This is a genomic window from Micromonospora sp. NPDC051925, assembly GCF_044548625.1.
GTDB lineage: Bacteria > Actinomycetota > Actinomycetes > Mycobacteriales > Micromonosporaceae > Micromonospora.
This window is the reverse complement of sequence record NZ_JBIUCH010000026.1, coordinates 79,423-95,757: the sequence shown is the minus strand read 5'-3', so window position 1 is coordinate 95,757 and position 16,335 is coordinate 79,423. Positions and strand designations below refer to the sequence as shown.

13 protein-coding genes and 1 pseudogene are annotated in these 16,335 nt (G+C 73.5%); 9 read left to right on the top strand and 5 right to left on the bottom strand.

Annotated elements, in window-relative coordinates:
* Positions 1-171: 171 nt before the first annotated feature.
* Complete coding sequence (locus ACIG87_RS28510) at positions 172-843, bottom strand: hypothetical protein (RefSeq protein WP_396854662.1); 672 nt, start codon at positions 841-843, stop codon at positions 172-174.
* 23 nt (positions 844-866) lie between these two features.
* Between ACIG87_RS28510 and ACIG87_RS28505 the strand changes: the two genes are divergently transcribed.
* The 3 genes and pseudogenes from ACIG87_RS28505 (at position 867) to ACIG87_RS28495 (ending at position 3,777) form a co-directional block, all read left to right on the top strand.
* Positions 867-1,382, top strand: a complete 516-nt coding sequence (locus ACIG87_RS28505) for an acyl-CoA thioesterase (RefSeq protein ID WP_396854660.1) — start codon at positions 867-869, stop codon at positions 1,380-1,382.
* A gap of 205 nt (positions 1,383-1,587) precedes the next feature.
* Positions 1,588-1,929: pseudogene (locus tag ACIG87_RS28500) on the top strand (acetyl-coenzyme A synthetase N-terminal domain-containing protein); the annotation flags it as partial.
* A gap of 18 nt (positions 1,930-1,947) precedes the next feature.
* Complete coding sequence (locus tag ACIG87_RS28495; protein WP_396854676.1) at positions 1,948-3,777, top strand: acetoacetate--CoA ligase; 1,830 nt, start codon at positions 1,948-1,950, stop codon at positions 3,775-3,777.
* A 154-nt stretch (positions 3,778-3,931) separates the two neighbouring features.
* Here the strand turns inward: ACIG87_RS28495 and ACIG87_RS28490 are convergent, their stop codons facing one another.
* Complete coding sequence (locus ACIG87_RS28490) at positions 3,932-4,621, bottom strand: TIGR03089 family protein (RefSeq protein WP_396854658.1); 690 nt, start codon at positions 4,619-4,621, stop codon at positions 3,932-3,934.
* A gap of 151 nt (positions 4,622-4,772) precedes the next feature.
* Here ACIG87_RS28490 and ACIG87_RS28485 point away from each other — a divergent pair, with 151 nt between their 5' ends.
* Together ACIG87_RS28485 and ACIG87_RS28480 are read left to right on the top strand one after the other, a co-directional pair.
* Positions 4,773-5,918: a glycosyltransferase family 4 protein gene (locus ACIG87_RS28485; RefSeq protein WP_396854656.1), complete on the top strand. Its 1,146-nt coding sequence runs from the start codon at positions 4,773-4,775 to the stop codon at positions 5,916-5,918.
* Between the two features lie 63 nt (positions 5,919-5,981).
* The gene (locus tag ACIG87_RS28480) at positions 5,982-7,073 is read left to right on the top strand and encodes a mannose-1-phosphate guanylyltransferase (protein WP_396854675.1); all 1,092 of its coding nucleotides are present in this window, start codon (positions 5,982-5,984) and stop codon (positions 7,071-7,073) included.
* Between the two features lie 177 nt (positions 7,074-7,250).
* On the opposite strand, the gene ACIG87_RS28475 is transcribed toward ACIG87_RS28480, so the two are convergent.
* Positions 7,251-7,829 carry an NUDIX hydrolase gene (locus ACIG87_RS28475; protein ID WP_396854674.1) on the bottom strand — a complete coding sequence of 193 codons (579 nt, stop codon included), beginning with the start codon at positions 7,827-7,829 and terminating at the stop codon, positions 7,251-7,253.
* Between the two features lie 216 nt (positions 7,830-8,045).
* Here ACIG87_RS28475 and ACIG87_RS28470 point away from each other — a divergent pair, with 216 nt between their 5' ends.
* Together ACIG87_RS28470 and ACIG87_RS28465 are read left to right on the top strand one after the other, a co-directional pair.
* Positions 8,046-9,083 (top strand): hypothetical protein, encoded by a 1,038-nt coding sequence (locus tag ACIG87_RS28470; RefSeq protein WP_396854655.1) that lies wholly within the window; start codon positions 8,046-8,048, stop codon positions 9,081-9,083.
* Between the two features lie 283 nt (positions 9,084-9,366).
* On the top strand, positions 9,367-10,365 hold the full coding sequence (locus tag ACIG87_RS28465; protein ID WP_396854654.1) for an ArsR/SmtB family transcription factor: 999 nt from the start codon (positions 9,367-9,369) through the stop codon (positions 10,363-10,365).
* 61 nt (positions 10,366-10,426) lie between these two features.
* Here ACIG87_RS28465 and ACIG87_RS28460 read toward each other — a convergent pair whose 3' ends face one another.
* Complete coding sequence (locus ACIG87_RS28460; RefSeq protein WP_396854653.1) at positions 10,427-11,554, bottom strand: coenzyme F420-0:L-glutamate ligase; 1,128 nt, start codon at positions 11,552-11,554, stop codon at positions 10,427-10,429.
* Entirely contained in the window at positions 11,551-12,498 is a 948-nt protein-coding gene (cofD, locus tag ACIG87_RS28455) for a 2-phospho-L-lactate transferase (protein ID WP_396854651.1), read from the bottom strand. Before cofD ends, ACIG87_RS28460 begins: the two co-directional genes overlap by 4 nt.
* Before the next feature lie 98 nt (positions 12,499-12,596).
* Here cofD and ACIG87_RS28450 point away from each other — a divergent pair, with 98 nt between their 5' ends.
* Positions 12,597-13,460 (top strand): hypothetical protein, encoded by an 864-nt coding sequence (locus ACIG87_RS28450; RefSeq protein WP_396854649.1) that lies wholly within the window; start codon positions 12,597-12,599, stop codon positions 13,458-13,460.
* Positions 13,461-13,704: 244 nt separating this feature from the next.
* Positions 13,705-16,236, top strand: a complete 2,532-nt coding sequence (locus tag ACIG87_RS28445) for a bifunctional FO biosynthesis protein CofGH (protein WP_396854647.1) — start codon at positions 13,705-13,707, stop codon at positions 16,234-16,236.
* The last annotated feature ends 99 nt before the right edge of the window (positions 16,237-16,335 follow it).

The window sequence follows — 16,335 nt, the reverse complement described above, 5'->3', positions numbered from 1 at the left end:
CCGTGTGAGTCCTCGCTCGTCCACCAGGGCAGCCAAACACAACCCAAAAAGCCCTACAAGCGACACACCGGAACAACCTAACAAAGCACTACTAGCCCGGGGCGGCGGACGGCGAGAACCTCTGATGATGGGGCGCGGGTGGGCCGGTCCTGCCGACCCACCCGACGGTGGTCAACGGTTGTCGGTGCTGTTCTCCGGCTTGGCGCCGTAGCGCGGCGGCGCGGACCACGGTGACTCGGTCCCCGCCCGCCGGGGCAGCGGCTCGGTGGGGGTGTCGAGATCGGGGTAGCCGAGGGTGAGCGGGGCGGTGTCCGGCTCGCTTCGGGCGGGCGGACCGGCCGGCGGCCAGTCGCTCGTGGCGTAGCTGGGCTGCGGCGAGGTGTCGCCGGCCGGGGTCAGCTCCGCCCCGGCGGCCGGCTGCGGCCAGCGCCGCCACCGCTGTGCGCTGAACACGGCCACCAGCAGCAGCAGGCCGACCAGGAACAGGGTGCCGTTCTGCACCGGCTGGCGCAGCGGCAGCGGGTCACCGAGCACCTTCCAGCCGGTCGGAATCCGGTCGAGCACGGTGAACGGGGCGATGAACATCCCGACGTACGGGGTGATCAGCAGCAGCCCGGCGACGAGCGGGCCGACCGGGGAGGTGCGTAGCGTGCCGACCAGGCCGAGCAGGATGCCGGCCACGCCGAGGTAGACGGCCGGCTCGATCAGGTTGGCCGTGTTGTACGTGCCGATCTCCACCCAGCGGTCCACGGTCCGGTTCGACCCGTCCTGCCCGAGAGTGATCAGCGCCCAGGTGATGGGCGCCACCACCAGCCCGGCGAGGAAGCTCCAGAGATGTCGCATTGGCGCACCGTACCGTTTCCGTCATGACCGAGCACCCCACCACCCCTCCCGGTAAACCGACGTCGTACTCCCGGGTCACGCTGAGTCGCATCATGACTGCTGTCGATGTAAATCTGTACGGCACCGTGCACGGTGGGGTGCTGATGAAGTTCGTCGACGACGTGGCCGGCGCGGCGGCGGCCCGGCACAGCGGCGGCACGGCGGTCACCGCCTCGATCGACGAGATCGTCTTCTCCGAACCGGTCCGGGTGGGTGACCTGGTGCACGCCCACGCCCAGGTCAACTGGACCGGCAACACCTCCATGGAGGTGGGGGTGAAGGTGGTCGCCGAGCGGTGGGACTCGGCCGAGGACGCGCCGGTCCGGGTGGCCACCGCCTACCTGGTCTTCGTCGGCGTCGACGTGGGCGGCGCACCCCGGACGGTCCGTCCGGTGCTCCCGGAGACCCCCGAAGACGAACGACGCTTCAAGGAAGCAGAAATCCGCCGAGCCCACCGCCTAGCAAAACGCCGCGCCATCCAAGCCCACCGCGCCACCTAACCCCCCACCCCCACCCCCACCCACCCCCACCCCCACCCTGCGTCTAGCCCCGGTGATCAAGAGGTTTGCGTCAGCTCCACGCCGAATGTTGACGTAAACCTCTTGATCACCGGGGTCGGTTGCAGCCCGGCGGGCGGGTGTGGGGGTGGGGTGGGGGCTTGGATTGTGTGCGCGGGGCACGTTTCGGGGGCGGGCCCCGGTGTGGATGATGGCGCTGCCAGGTAGGCAAGATGGCGGTACGGTCCGGCACAGTGTCGTGCGGGGGCTCAGGGAGGGTGGAGCGGTGGGTGACGTGCTGTGGACGCCGCCGGCGGACGTACGCGAGCGGTCCCGGATCGGGGGCTACCTGCGGTGGCTGCGGGAGCACCGGGGGCTGGACTTCGCCGACTACGACGCGCTGTGGCACTGGTCGGTCACCGACCTGGACGCCTTCTGGCGCTCGATCTGGGACCACTTCGAGGTGGTGGCGCACACCCCGCCGACGGCGACCCTGGCCGATGCGGCGATGCCCGGTGCCCGGTGGTTCCCCGGCGCGACGCTCAACTACGCCGAGAACGTGCTGCGGATGCCGGGCCGGGCCGACGACGACCCGGTGGTCGTCGCGTACGGCCAGACCCGCCCGCCGGTCACCCTGACCGCCGCCGAGCTGCGGGAACAGGTCCGTCGGGTGGCGGCCGGGCTGCGCCGGCTCGGCGTGGTCGCCGGGGACCGGGTGGCCGCGTACGCCCCGAACATCCCCGAGACGTACGTGCTGCTGTTGGCGACCGCCAGCCTCGGGGCGATCTTCTCGTCCTGCGCCCCGGAGTTCGGCACCCGTAGCGTCGTCGACCGCTGGCAGCAGATCGCCCCGAAGGTCCTGGTGGCCGTGGACGGCTACCGGTACGGCGACAAGCCGGTGGACCGGCGGGCCGAGGTGGCCGCGATCCGGGCCGCCCTGCCGTCGTTGACCCACACCGTCGACATCGCCTACCTGCACCCGGTCGACCCCGACCGCCATTCTCGAACCGGCCCCGGCGGCTCTGTTCCGACCGCCCCCGGCGGCTTCACCTCGGCCGGCTCTGGCGGCTCTGCCCCGGCAGCCGCGCTGCCCGGCACCCCCGTCGACCGCACGGAGGCCGCGTCGGACGGCGTACCGCAGAGCAGCCTGAGCTGGGCCGAGCTGGCGGCGGAGACCGCCGAGCCGCTGACCTTCACCCCGGTCCCGTTCGACCACCCGCTCTACGTGCTCTATTCCTCCGGCACCACCGGCCTGCCGAAGCCGATCGTGCACGGGCACGGCGGCATCCTGCTGGAGCACCTGAAGATGCTGGCCCTGCACCACGACCTGGGCCCGGCCGACCGGTTCTTCTGGTTCACCACCACCGGCTGGATGATGTGGAACTTCCTGGTCTCCGCCCCGGCCGTCGGGGCGACGATCGTGCTCTTCGACGGCAACCCCGGCCACCCGGACCTGGGCGCGCTGTGGCGGCTGGCCGAGGAGACCGGCACCACGTACTTCGGCACGTCCGCGCCGTTCCTGCTGGCCTGCCGCAAGGCCGGCCTGGTGCCGAGGGAGATCGCCGACCTGTCCGCGCTGCGCGGGGTCGGCTCCACCGGTGCGCCGCTGCCCGCCGAGGGCTTCACCTGGGTGTACGAGACGGTCGGCCGCGACCTCCAGCTCCAGTCGCTCTCCGGCGGCACCGACGTCTGCACCGGTTTCGTCGGTGGGGTGCCACTGCTGCCGGTGTACGCCGGTGAGATCACCTGCCGGGCGCTCGGCGCGAAGGTGGAGGCCCGCTCGGCCGACGGCACCCCGGTGATCGGGGAACTGGGCGAACTGGTGATCACCGCGCCGATGCCGAGCATGCCGGTGGGTTTCTGGAACGACCCGGACGGCCACCGCTACGCCGAGGCGTACTTCGACGTCTACCCCGGGGTGTGGCGGCACGGCGACTGGATCACCATCAACGAGCGGGGTGGCTGCGTGATCACCGGTCGCTCCGACGCCACCCTCAACCGGGGCGGCGTACGGCTCGGCACCGCTGAGTTCTATTCCGTGGTGGAGAGCCTCGACGAGGTGGTCGACTCGGTGGTGGTGCACCTGGAGGACGACGAAGGGGGTACCGGTGAGCTGCTGCTCTTCGTGGTCCTCGCCGAGGGACTGGAGCTCGACGACGCCCTTCGCAGGAAGATCGCCCGCGAACTCCGCACCGCCCTGTCCCCCCGCCACATCCCCGACGAGATCCACCAGGTGAAGGCCGTCCCCCGCACCCTGTCGTCGAAGAAGCTGGAAGTCCCGGTCAAGAAGATCCTCACCGGCACCCCCATCGAGTCGGCCGCCGCCCAGGGTGCCCTGGCCAACCCCGAATCCCTCACCGCCTTCGCCACCTTCGCCCAATCCCGCCCCACCCCCTAACCCCACGCTGCCTCGCGCCCCGTCGATCATGGAGTTGTGGTGCCCCGTAAAAGGGGTGAAAGGCTACTTTTCCCCCACCACTACTCCATGATCGACGGCGGGTGGGTGGGGCAGGGGAGGGGGGAGGCAGGGGAGGGGTGGGGTGGGGGTGTTGTTAGGGGAGGGTGTGGGTGATTTGTTCGGTGGTGGTGCGGGAGGGGAGGCGGGCGGGGTCGGAGTTGGCGGTCAGGACGATCGTGGCGTGGCGGAGCAGGGGGGCCAGGAGCCAGTCGCGGGGGTCGGGGTGGGTGGTCGCATCGATGAGGAGGCGGTCGCCGGGGGAGATGCCGAGGGCCGTCGCGCGGGCGTCGGCGTCGGCCAGCAGGGCGGCGTCGGTGGGGCCACCCTGGGGGGACGGGGTGAAGTGGTCACCCTGGGTGCGTACCTCGACGACGTAGTCGCTGAAACCGGCGGGGACCTCGCGTAGCGGGGCGGCGAACGGGGCGAGCGCCAGCGCGTACCGGTCGCCGGCCGGCCAGGCGTCCGCCTCGGCCACCCGGTCGGCAGCGGCGAAGAGGACGTCCACGTCGCCCGGCCCGTCACGCAGCGTCAACCCGGCCGACCAGCAGCCGAGCAGCACCGCGGCGGTCTGCCAGTGCGGTGGGAGCAGCACCCCGGCCGGGTCGCCGGGGCTCAGGGCCAGTTCGTCGACGAGCAGGTTGGCGGTCTTGGCCACCCAGTTCGCCAGGGTCGCGCCGGAGAGTTCGGTGCGCTCGCCGGTGGCGTCGTCGTACCAGGTCAGCAGGGGGCGGGCGGGGTCGGCCGCGATCGCGGCGGCGAACACCCGGGCAATGTTGTCGGCCATCGACGCGAACGATACGCCGCTGCCGTCCGTATCCGATGACGATGACAAGTCGGCGTACGGTCGGGTCGGAGTCAGCGTCCGCGCCGGGCTCCGGCGTAGGCTTGCCCGGAGTGTTGTTCCCCACAGGCCCGCCAGTTCAAGGAGTCGCCCCGTGACCGCCGGTCGCCCGCCCCGCGTGCTCATCGACGCCACGAGTGTCCCCGCCGACCGTGGCGGCGTCGGTAGATACGTCGATGGCCTGCTCGGAGCCCTCGGCACAGTCTGCGGGGAGACGGTCGACCTGGTCGTGGTGAGCCTCCGCACCGACCTGGAGCGCTACACCCGGATGCTGCCCGGCGCAGAGGTGATCCCCGCCCCGGCCGCCGTCGCCCACCGCCCGGCCCGGCTCGCCTGGGAGCAGACCGGTCTGCCGCTGCTCGCCCAGCAGGTCGGTGCGGAGGTGCTGCACTCGCCGTTCTACACCTGCCCGTTGCGGGCCGGCTGCCCGGTCACGGTGACCGTGCACGACGCGACGTTCTTCACCGAGCCGGAGCACTACGACAAGTCCCGCCGGACGTTCTTCCGCAGCGCGATCAAGACGTCGCTGCGCCGGGCCAGCCGGGTGATCGTGCCGAGCAAGGCCACCCGGGACGAGTTGATCCGACTGCTCGACGCCGACCCGACCCGGATCGACGTGGCCTACCACGGGGTCGACCAACAGGCCTTCCACGCCCCGGGCGAGGAGGAGAAGGCCCGGGTGCGGGCCCGGCTGGGGCTCGGCGGCAGCAGCTACATCGCCTTCCTCGGGGCCAAGGAGCCGCGCAAGAACGTACCCAACCTGATCCGGGGCTGGGCGCGGGCGGTGGGCGACCGGGAGAACCCGCCGGCCCTGGTCGTGGCCGGTGGCCAGGGCCACGACGACGACATCGACCGCGCGGTGGCCGAGGTCCCCTCCCACCTGCGGCTGCTGCGCCCCGGCTACCTGCGCTACGCCGACCTGCCCGGCTTCCTCGGCGGGGCCCTGGTCGCCGCCTACCCGTCGTACGGCGAGGGGTTCGGTCTGCCGATCCTGGAGGCGATGGCCTGCGCCGCTCCGGTGCTCACCACCCCCCGGCTCTCGCTGCCCGAGGTGGGCGGCGACGCGGTCGCCTACACCAGTGAGGACCCGGAGCAGATCGCCACCGACCTGGCCGCCCTGCTGGACGACGAGCAGCGCCGGTTGTCGCTGGCCAAGGCGGGCTTCGACCGGGCCAAGGAGTTCACCTGGGCGTCCAGCGCCGAGGTGCACATCGCCGCGTGGAGCCGGGCCCGTTCCTGAGTGGTCGCTGACCGTACGGCCGACCCGGCATCCGACCTGTGGCGGTTCGGGCATGATGTGCTGATGCTCTACGCCGTCATCCCGGCGGGTGGCAGCGGCACGAGGTTGTGGCCGCTGTCCCGCGCGGGGCACCCCAAGTTCCTCCACCCGCTCACCGGCACCGACGCGTCGCTGCTCCAGGCGACCGTGGACCGGCTGGCGCCGCTGACCACACCGGCGTGCACCCTGGTGGTCACCGGCGCCGCCCACGCGGCGGCGGTGGCCCGGCAACTGAGCGGGCTGCCCGAGGAGAACATCCTGGTGGAGCCGTCGCCCCGGGACTCCTGTGCGGCGATCGCCCTGGCGGCGGCCGTGATCGCGCGGCGGGACGGGTCGGCGGTGATGGGCTCCTTCGCCGCCGACCATCTCATCCGCGACCCCGCCGCCTGGGTGCAGACGGTCCGGGCGGCGGTCCGGGGTGCCGAGCAGGGCCTGCTGATGACGGTGGGGATCACCCCGACCCGGGCCGAGACCGGCTACGGCTACCTGGAAACCGGTGAGCCGACCGGCGACGGTCCGCTGCGTCCGGTGGTGGAGTTCAAGGAGAAGCCGGCTGCGCCGGTCGCCGAGGCGTACCTGCGTTCGGGGCGGCACCTCTGGAACGCCAGCATGTTCGTCTGGCGGGTGGACGTCTTCCTCGCCGAGCTGGCCCGCCAGCAGCCGGCCCTGCATGCCGGGGTCATCTCGATCGCGGCGGCCTGGGGCACCCCGGAGCAGGACGACGTCCTCGGCGCGGTCTGGCCGACGCTGCCGAAGATCTCCGTCGACTACGCGGTGATGGAGGGCGCGGCCACCGCCGGCCGGGTCGCCACCGTGCCGGGCGACTTCGGGTGGAACGACGTGGGCGACTTCCACACCCTCGGCGAGGTGTTGCCCGCCGACCCGGCCGGCAACGTGGTGCTGGGCGCGGACGCCAAGCCGGGAGTCCTGCTGCACGACGCCCACGACCTGGTGGTGGTGCCGCAGTCGGGCCGGCTGGTGGCCGCGCTCGGGGTCCGCGACCTGATCGTGGTGGACACCCCCGACGCGGTGCTGGTCTGCCCCCGGGACCGGGCCCAGGACGTCAAGGCGCTGGTCGACGAGCTGAAGGCCAGGGGCGAGGAAGGGCTGGTCTGACGGCTCGCCCTGCCCCGGCTCGGCCTGCGCCACCCCTGCCCCGGCTCGGCCTGCGCCGCCCCTGCGCCGGCTCGGCCTGCCCTGCCCCGGCCTGCCCTGCCCCGGCCTGCCCTGCCCCGTCCCGGCTCGGCACCCGCCGGCCCTGGCTCCCCGTCCGGCGGGTCCGGAGGCCGACGGTCAGCCGGGCCGGCGGGTGCGGGCGGCCAGGGCCGGGGTGACGAGCTGGGCGGTCCCGCTGGCCAGCGGCTCCGGCAACTGGTCGGTCGGGAACCAGCCGAGCGCCTCGGACTCGTCGCTGACCTGCTCGACCGCGCCCTCCGGGGCGAAGACCGCGAACCGGACGTCGTGGTGCAGCGAACCGCCCTGGCAGCTCACCGGATGGATGTCCACGTCGATCGGGACGGGGTCGATGACCAGGCCGTCGATGCCGGATTCCTCGGTGGCCTCGCGCAGCGCCGCCCCGGCCAGCGTGTCGTCGCCCCGCTCGCAGTGTCCGCCCAGCTGTACCCATCGGTGGAACTTGCCGTGCAGGCAGAGCAGCACCCGGGCACCTGCGGCGTCGAGGACCAGCGCGCTCGCGGTGAGGTGGCCGGGCAGGTGGCGGCGTTCCAACGCGGCCGGTCCGTCGGCGAGCAGGGCGAGGGTACGGTCCCGGGCCTCGGCGGCGGCCGGCCCGGTCGGCGTCCAGCCGGTCAGCACCGCGACCGCGTCGGCGTACAGCGCCACGTTCCCGTCACCTGTCGCCCCCGCCCCGATCGCGCCCGGCGACTCGGCGTAGCCGGCCGGTCCGGCGACGGCGGCCGGTCCGGCGACGGCGGCCGGTCCGGCGGTGGCCGCCGGTGGGGCGGTGCCAACCGGTGGGGCGGTGCTGGCGGGTGGGGCGGTGGGGAACGGGGTGCTGCCGGGGTGGGCGGCGGGCGAGGCGTCGGACATCCCGACACTCTACGAGCGTGCGCTCCGTACCCTGGCGCGGTGAACCTGAGACTTCTGGAGTTCGTGGTCGCCGGCAACGAGGCCAGCGACCTGTTGCCGGTCCGGTCCCGGTCGCTGCTGCGGGCACACGACGCCATCCGTGGTTTCTGGACGGTGCTCGACGAGGGGCCGGTGGAACACTGCCTGGCCCTGCTGCTGGAGCGCGCCGACGGCGAGTGGGTCGCCCATCACGTACCGGCCGACGCGGGGCCCGAGAACGGTCGCACCGAGGACGGCGAGGCGCTGGCCGAGCACGACGGCTGGGTGTACGTCTTCGGATCGCACTTCGGTTCCAAGGCCGGCCCGCTGCGCCCCCGCCGGGCGTTCGTGGCCCGGTTCCGTGAGGACGACGCGGCCACCGGAACGCTGCCGGTGCAGGTGGTCCGCAACCGGTTCCGGGTGCACCGGGCGGTCAACGACGCGCTGGTGAAGGCGGAGTTCACCCCGTTGCCGCCGGGCGACCGGGTCCGGGAGCGGTTCATCGTCGAGACGGTGTCCCGGGGCACGGCGCGGGCCAAGTCCTGGGTGAACCGGCTGGCCGACGACGACCTGCCGCTGAACGTGGAGGCGGCGGCGTTCACTCCGCAGGGGACGGTGCTGCTCGGGCTCCGCTTCCCGGTGACCGTGGACGGGGAACCGGTCCTGGTCGAGCTGGCCGGCGTGCCGGGGATGTTCACCCCGGGCGGCGGATGGCCGCGCGCCGGCCGGGCGTACGCGCTGACCGGGGTGACGCCGCCCGGCGCGTTGGTGGGTTTCCGCGCGGTCACCCCGACGGCTGACGGCGGGTACGCGGCGGTGGTCGGGTCGATCGACGCCCTCGGCAAGGGATCGGTGCTGTTGGACGATCATCCGGCCGGTGGCGGGGTGACCTCGCGGCACGTCCGGTTCCGGTGGGAGCCGACCGTCGACGGCCGGATCGCGGGCGAACTGGTGGCCGAGCTGGCGCCGTTCCGGCACGTCGAGGGGGTGGCCGAGGTGGACGGGCGCTGTTTCTACGTCACCGACGAGGACCATCGGGTGGCGCTCTGGATCGGCTGAGCCGACCCGTCCGAACGGGCGGGCGGTGGGGCCCGGGTGACACCTCTGCGGAACCAGGGCCGCAGACCCTCGTGGTGCCTCCCGGGCGCCACGTTCCCTGGGCCCCAGGTCACCCGGCGGACGGCGGGGTGACCCCCACGCGTCGTACCAGGCAGTAGGAGCATGCCAACCGGCGGGGCGGGCGTCGAGGTCTTTCAGCCCACGCTTAAAAGTGCAGATAGGTGCCGCCCGGTAGAGTTCATTGGTCGGCGGGCGTCCCCCTGTCCCGCCCCAGGAGCGCTCCATGCTGACCATCCACTTCTCCGAGGCGGACCTCCTCCGGACCCGGGTCGCCCCCGCCGCCGACCCGCTCTGGGAACTGGTCCTCAGCCTGCACCTGCTTCAGGGGCGAACCCGTGACCCGCTGATGGCGAACTGGCGGCGCGGGGTCGCCTCCGGGCTGCGCCGGGAGACCGCCAACGAGCAGTTCCGGCTGCTGTTCGCGCTGAACCCGCCGCGCGGCTACTTCCCCGACTTCCTCACCCCGTACCAGAGCCTGGACGGTTTCGAGGCGGGGCTGGACGCCGTCCGGTCCACCCCGGCCCCACTGCTGCACCGCGACCTGACGGTGTTGGCCGAGGCGAACCCGCTGCCGGCGTCGGCCGCCGCGCTGGCCCGGGGCGAGCCGGAGGTGCTGCGGTACCTGACGGACTCCATGACGCAGTACCGGTCGGTGGCGATCGACCCGTACTGGGGGCGGATCCGGGCCGCCGTGGAGGCCGATCGCGCGGTGCGGGCCCGTGCTCTGCTCGACGGTGGCACGGAGGGGCTGCTGGCGAGCCTGCGGCCGGGAATGCGCTGGGAATCCGGCGTACTGCAGGTCATGGACTATCCGAACCGTCGGGAGTTGCACCTGGACGGTCGGGGGCTGCTGCTGGTGCCGTCGTTCTTCTGTGCCCGTACCCCGGTCGCCCTGCTCGATCCGGCGCTGCCGCCGGTGCTGGTCTACCCGGCGGACCGGCTCGGTGGGTTGGACCCGTCCCCCGGTGCGGGCGACCGGCCCGCCGGCGGCGGGCGCGAGGCGCTGGCGGCGTTGCTGGGCCGTACCCGGGCCGCGGTGCTCGAAGTCAGCGACGACGGTGCCACCACCAGCGAGGTGGCCCGCCGCCTGCACATCTCGCCCGCCGCAGCCAGCCAGCACACCGCCGTGCTGCGCAACGCCGGGCTGCTGGTCAGCCGGCGGGACCGCAACACCGTGCTGCACACCCTGACCCCACTCGGCCGGGCCATGCTCGACGCCTGACCGGGTGCGCACGCGGTGCGGGCTCAGTTCCGCCGTCGGCGCGGCCGGGGTCGCGGGACGCTCAGAGGGCCAGGCAGGCGCTGGCGATGCTGCCGGTCGGCGGCGGCAGCAGGGTGGACGGAACCCCCTCGGCGGCCAGCGCGATGCGCAGCCGGTGCAGGTCGGCACCGAAGCGCACCAGGTCGGGCTGGTCGACGGGGGTGGGTGCCGTGCCGAGCACCAGGCCGGTGGCCCCGGTCGGCCAGCCGTCGACGCTCGCCGCGAGACCGGCGCGTACCTCGTCGTCGGTGATCCGGGTGAAGGTGGTGCCGGGGGTGACCACCTCGGCCACCGCGGCGATCGCCCGGTCGACCGCCGCCGGGTCGGCCGCTGCCTCGCCGGAGCCGTCGGCCAGCGTCGCGGCGGAGCGCAGCCCGGCCGCCATCGCCTCGGCGGTGCCGAGGGAGAACAGGTCCAACGCGCTCTCCCGGACCAGAGCCGCGGCCCCGACACCGTCGTCGGCCGGTCGGGCCGCAGGCAGAACGTCACGATCGTCGCTCGGGCGGGTCGCGGGCAGGTAGCCACGGACCACCGCCACCGGGACCTGGTCGCACTTGCCCTTGACCAGCTCCCCGGCGCCGGCCAGTTCGTCGACCACGGCCATCTGGGTCAGTTGCAGCTCGTTGCCGTACGGGTCGACCTCGCCCCGGTGGTCCCGGATGGCGGGCATCCCGGCGACACCGAGCGCCACGTCGGTCAGCCCGTTGCGCCACGGCCGGCCCATCGTGTCGCTGATGATCACCGCGACGTCGACCTGGTAACGGGCCCGCAGCGCGGCGCGCAGCGTCCGGGCCGACGCGTCCGGGTCCACCGGCAGCAGCACCAGCCGGGTCTTGTCGACGTTCGACGCGTCGATGCCGGCGGAGGCCATCACGAAGCCGTGGTGGGTCTGCACGATCCGGGTCGCCCCCCGGCTCGCCACCACCCGGGCGGTCTCGGCGGCCAGCACCTCGTCCCGGGCGGCGAGCCGCTCCGGCCCGTCGGCCGGGACGTCCACCAGCCGACCCTCCGCCTTGGACACGATCTTGCTGGTGACCACCAGCACGTCGCCGTCGCGTAGCCACGGCGCGGCCGTCCCGATCAGCACCGCCAGGTCGTCGCCCTCGGTCACGTCGCCGATGCCCGGCACCGGCAGGATCTCCAGCCTCACACCAACTCCATCGCGGCCCGCACCATCGCCACCGTCGCCGCCTCGTCGGTCATCCGCAGTGGGACCGACCGGACCGCCACCCCGGGCACCGTCAACCCGCCGTCCTCCGGCGCGACCAGCCAGCCGTCGAGCAGGCCGCCCTCGCTCCGGCCACCGTAGAGCCGGCCCACCCCGGCGGCGCTGCACTCCACGCCGAGCACCTCCAGACACCGGTCGGCCATGCCGCGTACCGGTGCGCCGCCGATGATCGGCGACACCCCGACCACCGGGGTGGGGCTGGTGGCGACCGCCTCGCGCAGGCCGGGGACCGCCAGCACCGGGGCGATGCTCACCACCGGGTTGCTCGGCGCGACAAGCACCACGTCGGCGGCGGCCAGCGCCTCGGTCACCCCGGGGGCCGGCTTGGCGGTGTCCGCGCCGACGAAGACGAACCGGTCGGTGGGGACACCGGCCCGGTACCGGACCCACCACTCCTGGAAGTGGATGGCCCGCCGGTCGCCGTCCAGGTCGACCACCGCGTGTGTCTCCAGCCGGTCGTCGGTGGCCGGGAGCAGCCGTACGCCGGGCTGCCACCGAGCGGCCAGCGCCTCGGTGACCTGCGACAGCGGGTATCCGGCGGTGATCATGGTGGTGCGCACCAGGTGGGTGGCGACGTCCTTGTCACCGAGCGAGAACCAGCCCGGCTCGGCACCGTACGCGGCCAACTCCTGCTTGATGGTCCAGCTCTCGCCGACCCGGCCCCAGCCGCGTTCCGGGTCGGCGCCACCGCCCAGGGTGTACAGGACGCTGTCCAGGTCGGGGCAGACCTTCAGGCCGTGCAGGTAGATGTCGTCGCCGACGTTGACCACAGCGGTCACCTCGGCGCCCACCTCGCGGGCGTACGCCCGGACGCCGAGCAGGAATCGGGCACCCCCGATCCCGCCGGTCAGAACCACGATGCGCATGTCGTCCATCCTCCCGTACGGGACGCGTGCAGCCGGTTGCCGGCCCGGGAGACTAGGCTCACGTCGGCATCTGTCCGTTTCGCCCCGAGGGAGAGTTCGTGACCAGCCCCGCAGAGCCCGCGTCGCACGACCCGTCGCGGGCCCGCCAGATCACCGCACCCCTGCGCGAACTCGCCGCGCTCGTCCTGCTCGGCGCGAACGCCGTGCTGCTCTTCGTCGGGTTCGTCCGGCTGCTCGTGCCGACGTCGGACTACAGCACCTTCTCGGGGCGGGCGGGGAGCGAGTTCTTCGCCTTCGCCGGTGTCGAGTCGACGGTGCTGCCGCTGCTGGCCGTGCTGCTGGTCACCCACCTCGCACCGGTGTCGGGCCGAGCGCGGCAGTTCACCCAGATCGCCCTCGGCGAGTACGCCTTCGCCGCGCTGTTCGGCGTGTTGACCTTCCTGATCTGGCTGGTCGGCCGGCTGGCCGAGGCGGAGGTGCTGGACGCCCTGCTCGGCATGCTGACCCGGACGGCCTGGTTGGCGCTCTTCGGGGTGGCCGCCTTCGTGGTGTACCGGATCTGGCGCACCCTCTACTACGTCCCGAAGCCGAAGCCCCAGCCCGGCGTCTACGGGCAGCCGCAGTCCGGCTGGCCGCAGCAGCCGGGTGGCTACCCGGGCGTGAGCTACCCGCCCCCGGGTCACCCCGGCGCGGGGCAGTACGGCCAGCCCGGGTTCGCCCCGCCACCGCAGTCCGCTTCGCCGTTCGGTGCGCCGCAGTCCGCGCCGCCGTTCGGGGTGGCACCGCAGTCCGCGCCGCCGGTGGGCGGACCGAACGTGGCCCCGCCGTTCGGGCAGCCCCCGTCGGCCGATCCGACCCAGGCGATTCCGCGCCAACCGGGAGAGCCGACCACCGGCACTGGTGACGTGGAGGCCGACCGCACCCAGCCGTTCCGCCGCGACGACCCGAACACCCCGCACTGACCCCGTCCCGGCCGGGTCGGTCGGCACCACGGCGTGCGACCCCGACCCGGCCGGGACGACCGGGCCCACACCGTCCGGCGTGACCGGACCTGTCCCGGCCGGATCGATCTGGCCCGTACCGTCCGGCGTGACCGGACCCGACCCCGGCCGGTGCGGTCGCCCGAGCCCGGTGCGGGTCGGGGGTGATGTCACACCGGGGTCGCATGCCTGCCGGACCGTCCCGGTCAGCGCCTAGGCTGGGCGAATGGCTGACCGCATCGATCCCGGCCCGACCTCGGCGAGTGTGCGCCGGGCGCTGCGCCGGGCCGCCACCGGGCGCGCGCTGGACGTCGACGAGGCCACCGCGCTGCTGACCGCCCGGGGCACCGAACTGGACGAACTGCTCCGGATCGCCGGTGAGGTCCGGGACGCCGGGCTGCGCGACGCAGGCCGGCCGGGCGTGGTGACGTACTCGAAGAAGGTCTTCATTCCGTTGACCCGGCTCTGCCGGGACCGGTGCCACTACTGCACCTTCGCCACCGTGCCGCACCGGCTACCGGCGGCCTTCCTGGAGACCGACGAGGTGCTGGCGATCGCCCGGCAGGGTGCGGCGCTGGGCTGCAAGGAGGCCCTGTTCACCCTCGGCGACCGGCCGGAGGAACGGTGGCCGGCGGCCCGCGCCTGGCTGGACGAGCGGGGTTACGACTCCACCGTGGACTATCTGCGGGCCTGCGCGGTGGCGGTGCTGGAGGAGACCGGGCTGCTGCCGCACCTCAACCCGGGCGTGCTCTCCTGGTCGGAGCTGCACCGGCTCAAGCCGGTCGCGCCGAGCATGGGGATGATGCTGGAGACCACCGCCACCCGGCTCTGGTCGGAGCCGGGTGGGCCGCACTTCGGCTCGCCGGACAAGGAGCCGGCGGTCCGGTTGCGGGTCCTCGACGACGCCGGCCGGGTCGGGGTGCCGTTCACCACCGGCATCCTGATCGGTATCGGCGAGACCCCGGCCGAGCGGGTCGACGCGATCTTCGCGATCCGCCGCTCGCACCGGGAGTACGGCCACCTCCAGGAGGTGATCGTGCAGAACTTCCGCGCCAAGCCGGACACCGCGATGGGTGGCCTGCCCGACGCCGAGCTGCACGACCTGGCGGCCACCGTGGCGGTGGCCCGGCTGCTGCTCGGCCCGAAGGCCCGGATCCAGGCCCCGCCCAACCTGATCGAGGGCGAGTACGACCTGCTGCTGCGGGCCGGCATCGACGACTGGGGTGGGGTCTCCCCGCTCACCCCGGACCATGTCAACCCGGAACGGCCGTGGCCGCAGCTCGACGAGCTGGCCCGGCAGACCGAACAGGCCGGCTTCACCCTGCGGGAGCGGCTGACGGTCTACCCGGAGTACGTCCGGGCGGGCGACCCGTGGCTCGATCCGCGGTTGCTGCCGCACGTCACCGCGCTCGCCGACCCGGCGACCGGGCTGGCCGTCGAGGCGGCCCGGCCGGTGGGCCGCCCGTGGCAGGAGCCGGAGGAGGTCTTCGGCGGCGGCCGGACCGACCTGCACACCACCATCGACACCACCGGCCGCACCGACGACCGGCGGGGTGACTTCGACAGCGTCTACGGTGACTGGGCGGAGGTCGCCGGCAAGGTGAGCCCCGCCGCGGCGGGCGTACCCGGGCAGACCCGGCCGGGGATGGACAGTGCGGTGCGGGCGGCCCTGCGGCTGGCCGTGGACGACCCGGCGGCGCTGCTGGAGGCGCGGCACGAGGCGTCGGCGTTGGCGCTGTTCGGCGCGGACGGCCCGGCCCTGGATGAGTTGTGCCGGCTCGCCGACGACGTGCGTCGGGAGGCCGTCGGCGACGACGTCACCTACGTGGTCAACCGCAACATCAACTTCAGCAACGTCTGCTATGTGGGCTGCCGGTTCTGCGCGTTCGCCCAGCGTGAGCGGGATGCCGACGCGTTCCGGCTGTCGGTGGAGCAGGTGGCCGACCGGGCCGAGGAGGCGTGGGCTGCCGGTGCCGGCGAGGTCTGCCTCCAGGGCGGCATCGACCCGAAGCTGCCGGTGACCGGTTACGCCGACATCGTCCGGGCGATCAAGGCCCGGGTGCCCGACATGCACGTGCACGCCTTCTCCCCGATGGAGATCGTCACCGCCGCCGCCAAGGCGGGCGTGCCGGTGCGGGACTGGCTGTCGATGCTGCGCGAGGCCGGCCTGGACACCATCCCGGGCACCGCCGCCGAGATCCTCGACGACGACGTGCGCTGGGTGCTCACCAAGGGCAAACTGCCGGCCGCCGCCTGGGTCGAGGTGGTCTCCACGGCCCACGAGCTGGGCATCCGGTCCAGCTCCACGATGATGTACGGCCACGTCGACCACCCCGGCCAGTGGTTGGCGCACTTCCGGGTGCTGGCCGGCGTGCAGGACCGCACCGGCGGGTTCACCGAGTTCGTGGCGTTGCCGTTCGTGCACACCAACGCGCCGATCTACCTGGCCGGCATCGCCCGGCCCGGCCCGACCTGGCGGGAGAACCGGGTGGTGCACGCGATGGCCCGGCTGCTGCTGCACGGGCGGATCGACAACATCCAGTGCTCCTGGGTGAAGCTCGGCGACGAGGGCACCGCCGCGATGCTCCGGGGCGGCTGCAACGACCTGGGCGGCACCCTGATGGAGGAGACCATCTCCCGGATGGCCGGCTCGGGCAATGGTTCGGCCCGAACCGAGGAGCAGTTGCGGGCGATCGCTGCCGCCGCCGGACGTCCGGCACGCAAGCGGACGACCGCGTACGGTCATCCGTCCCGATGACATCGAACCTTTCACGCGTGCGGGCCGTACCAGTGTTCGCCGGCGGCGGTTGAGGCGAGGGCCGCCGCCGGCGACCTCGCGCTCCACACCGCGCGCGCT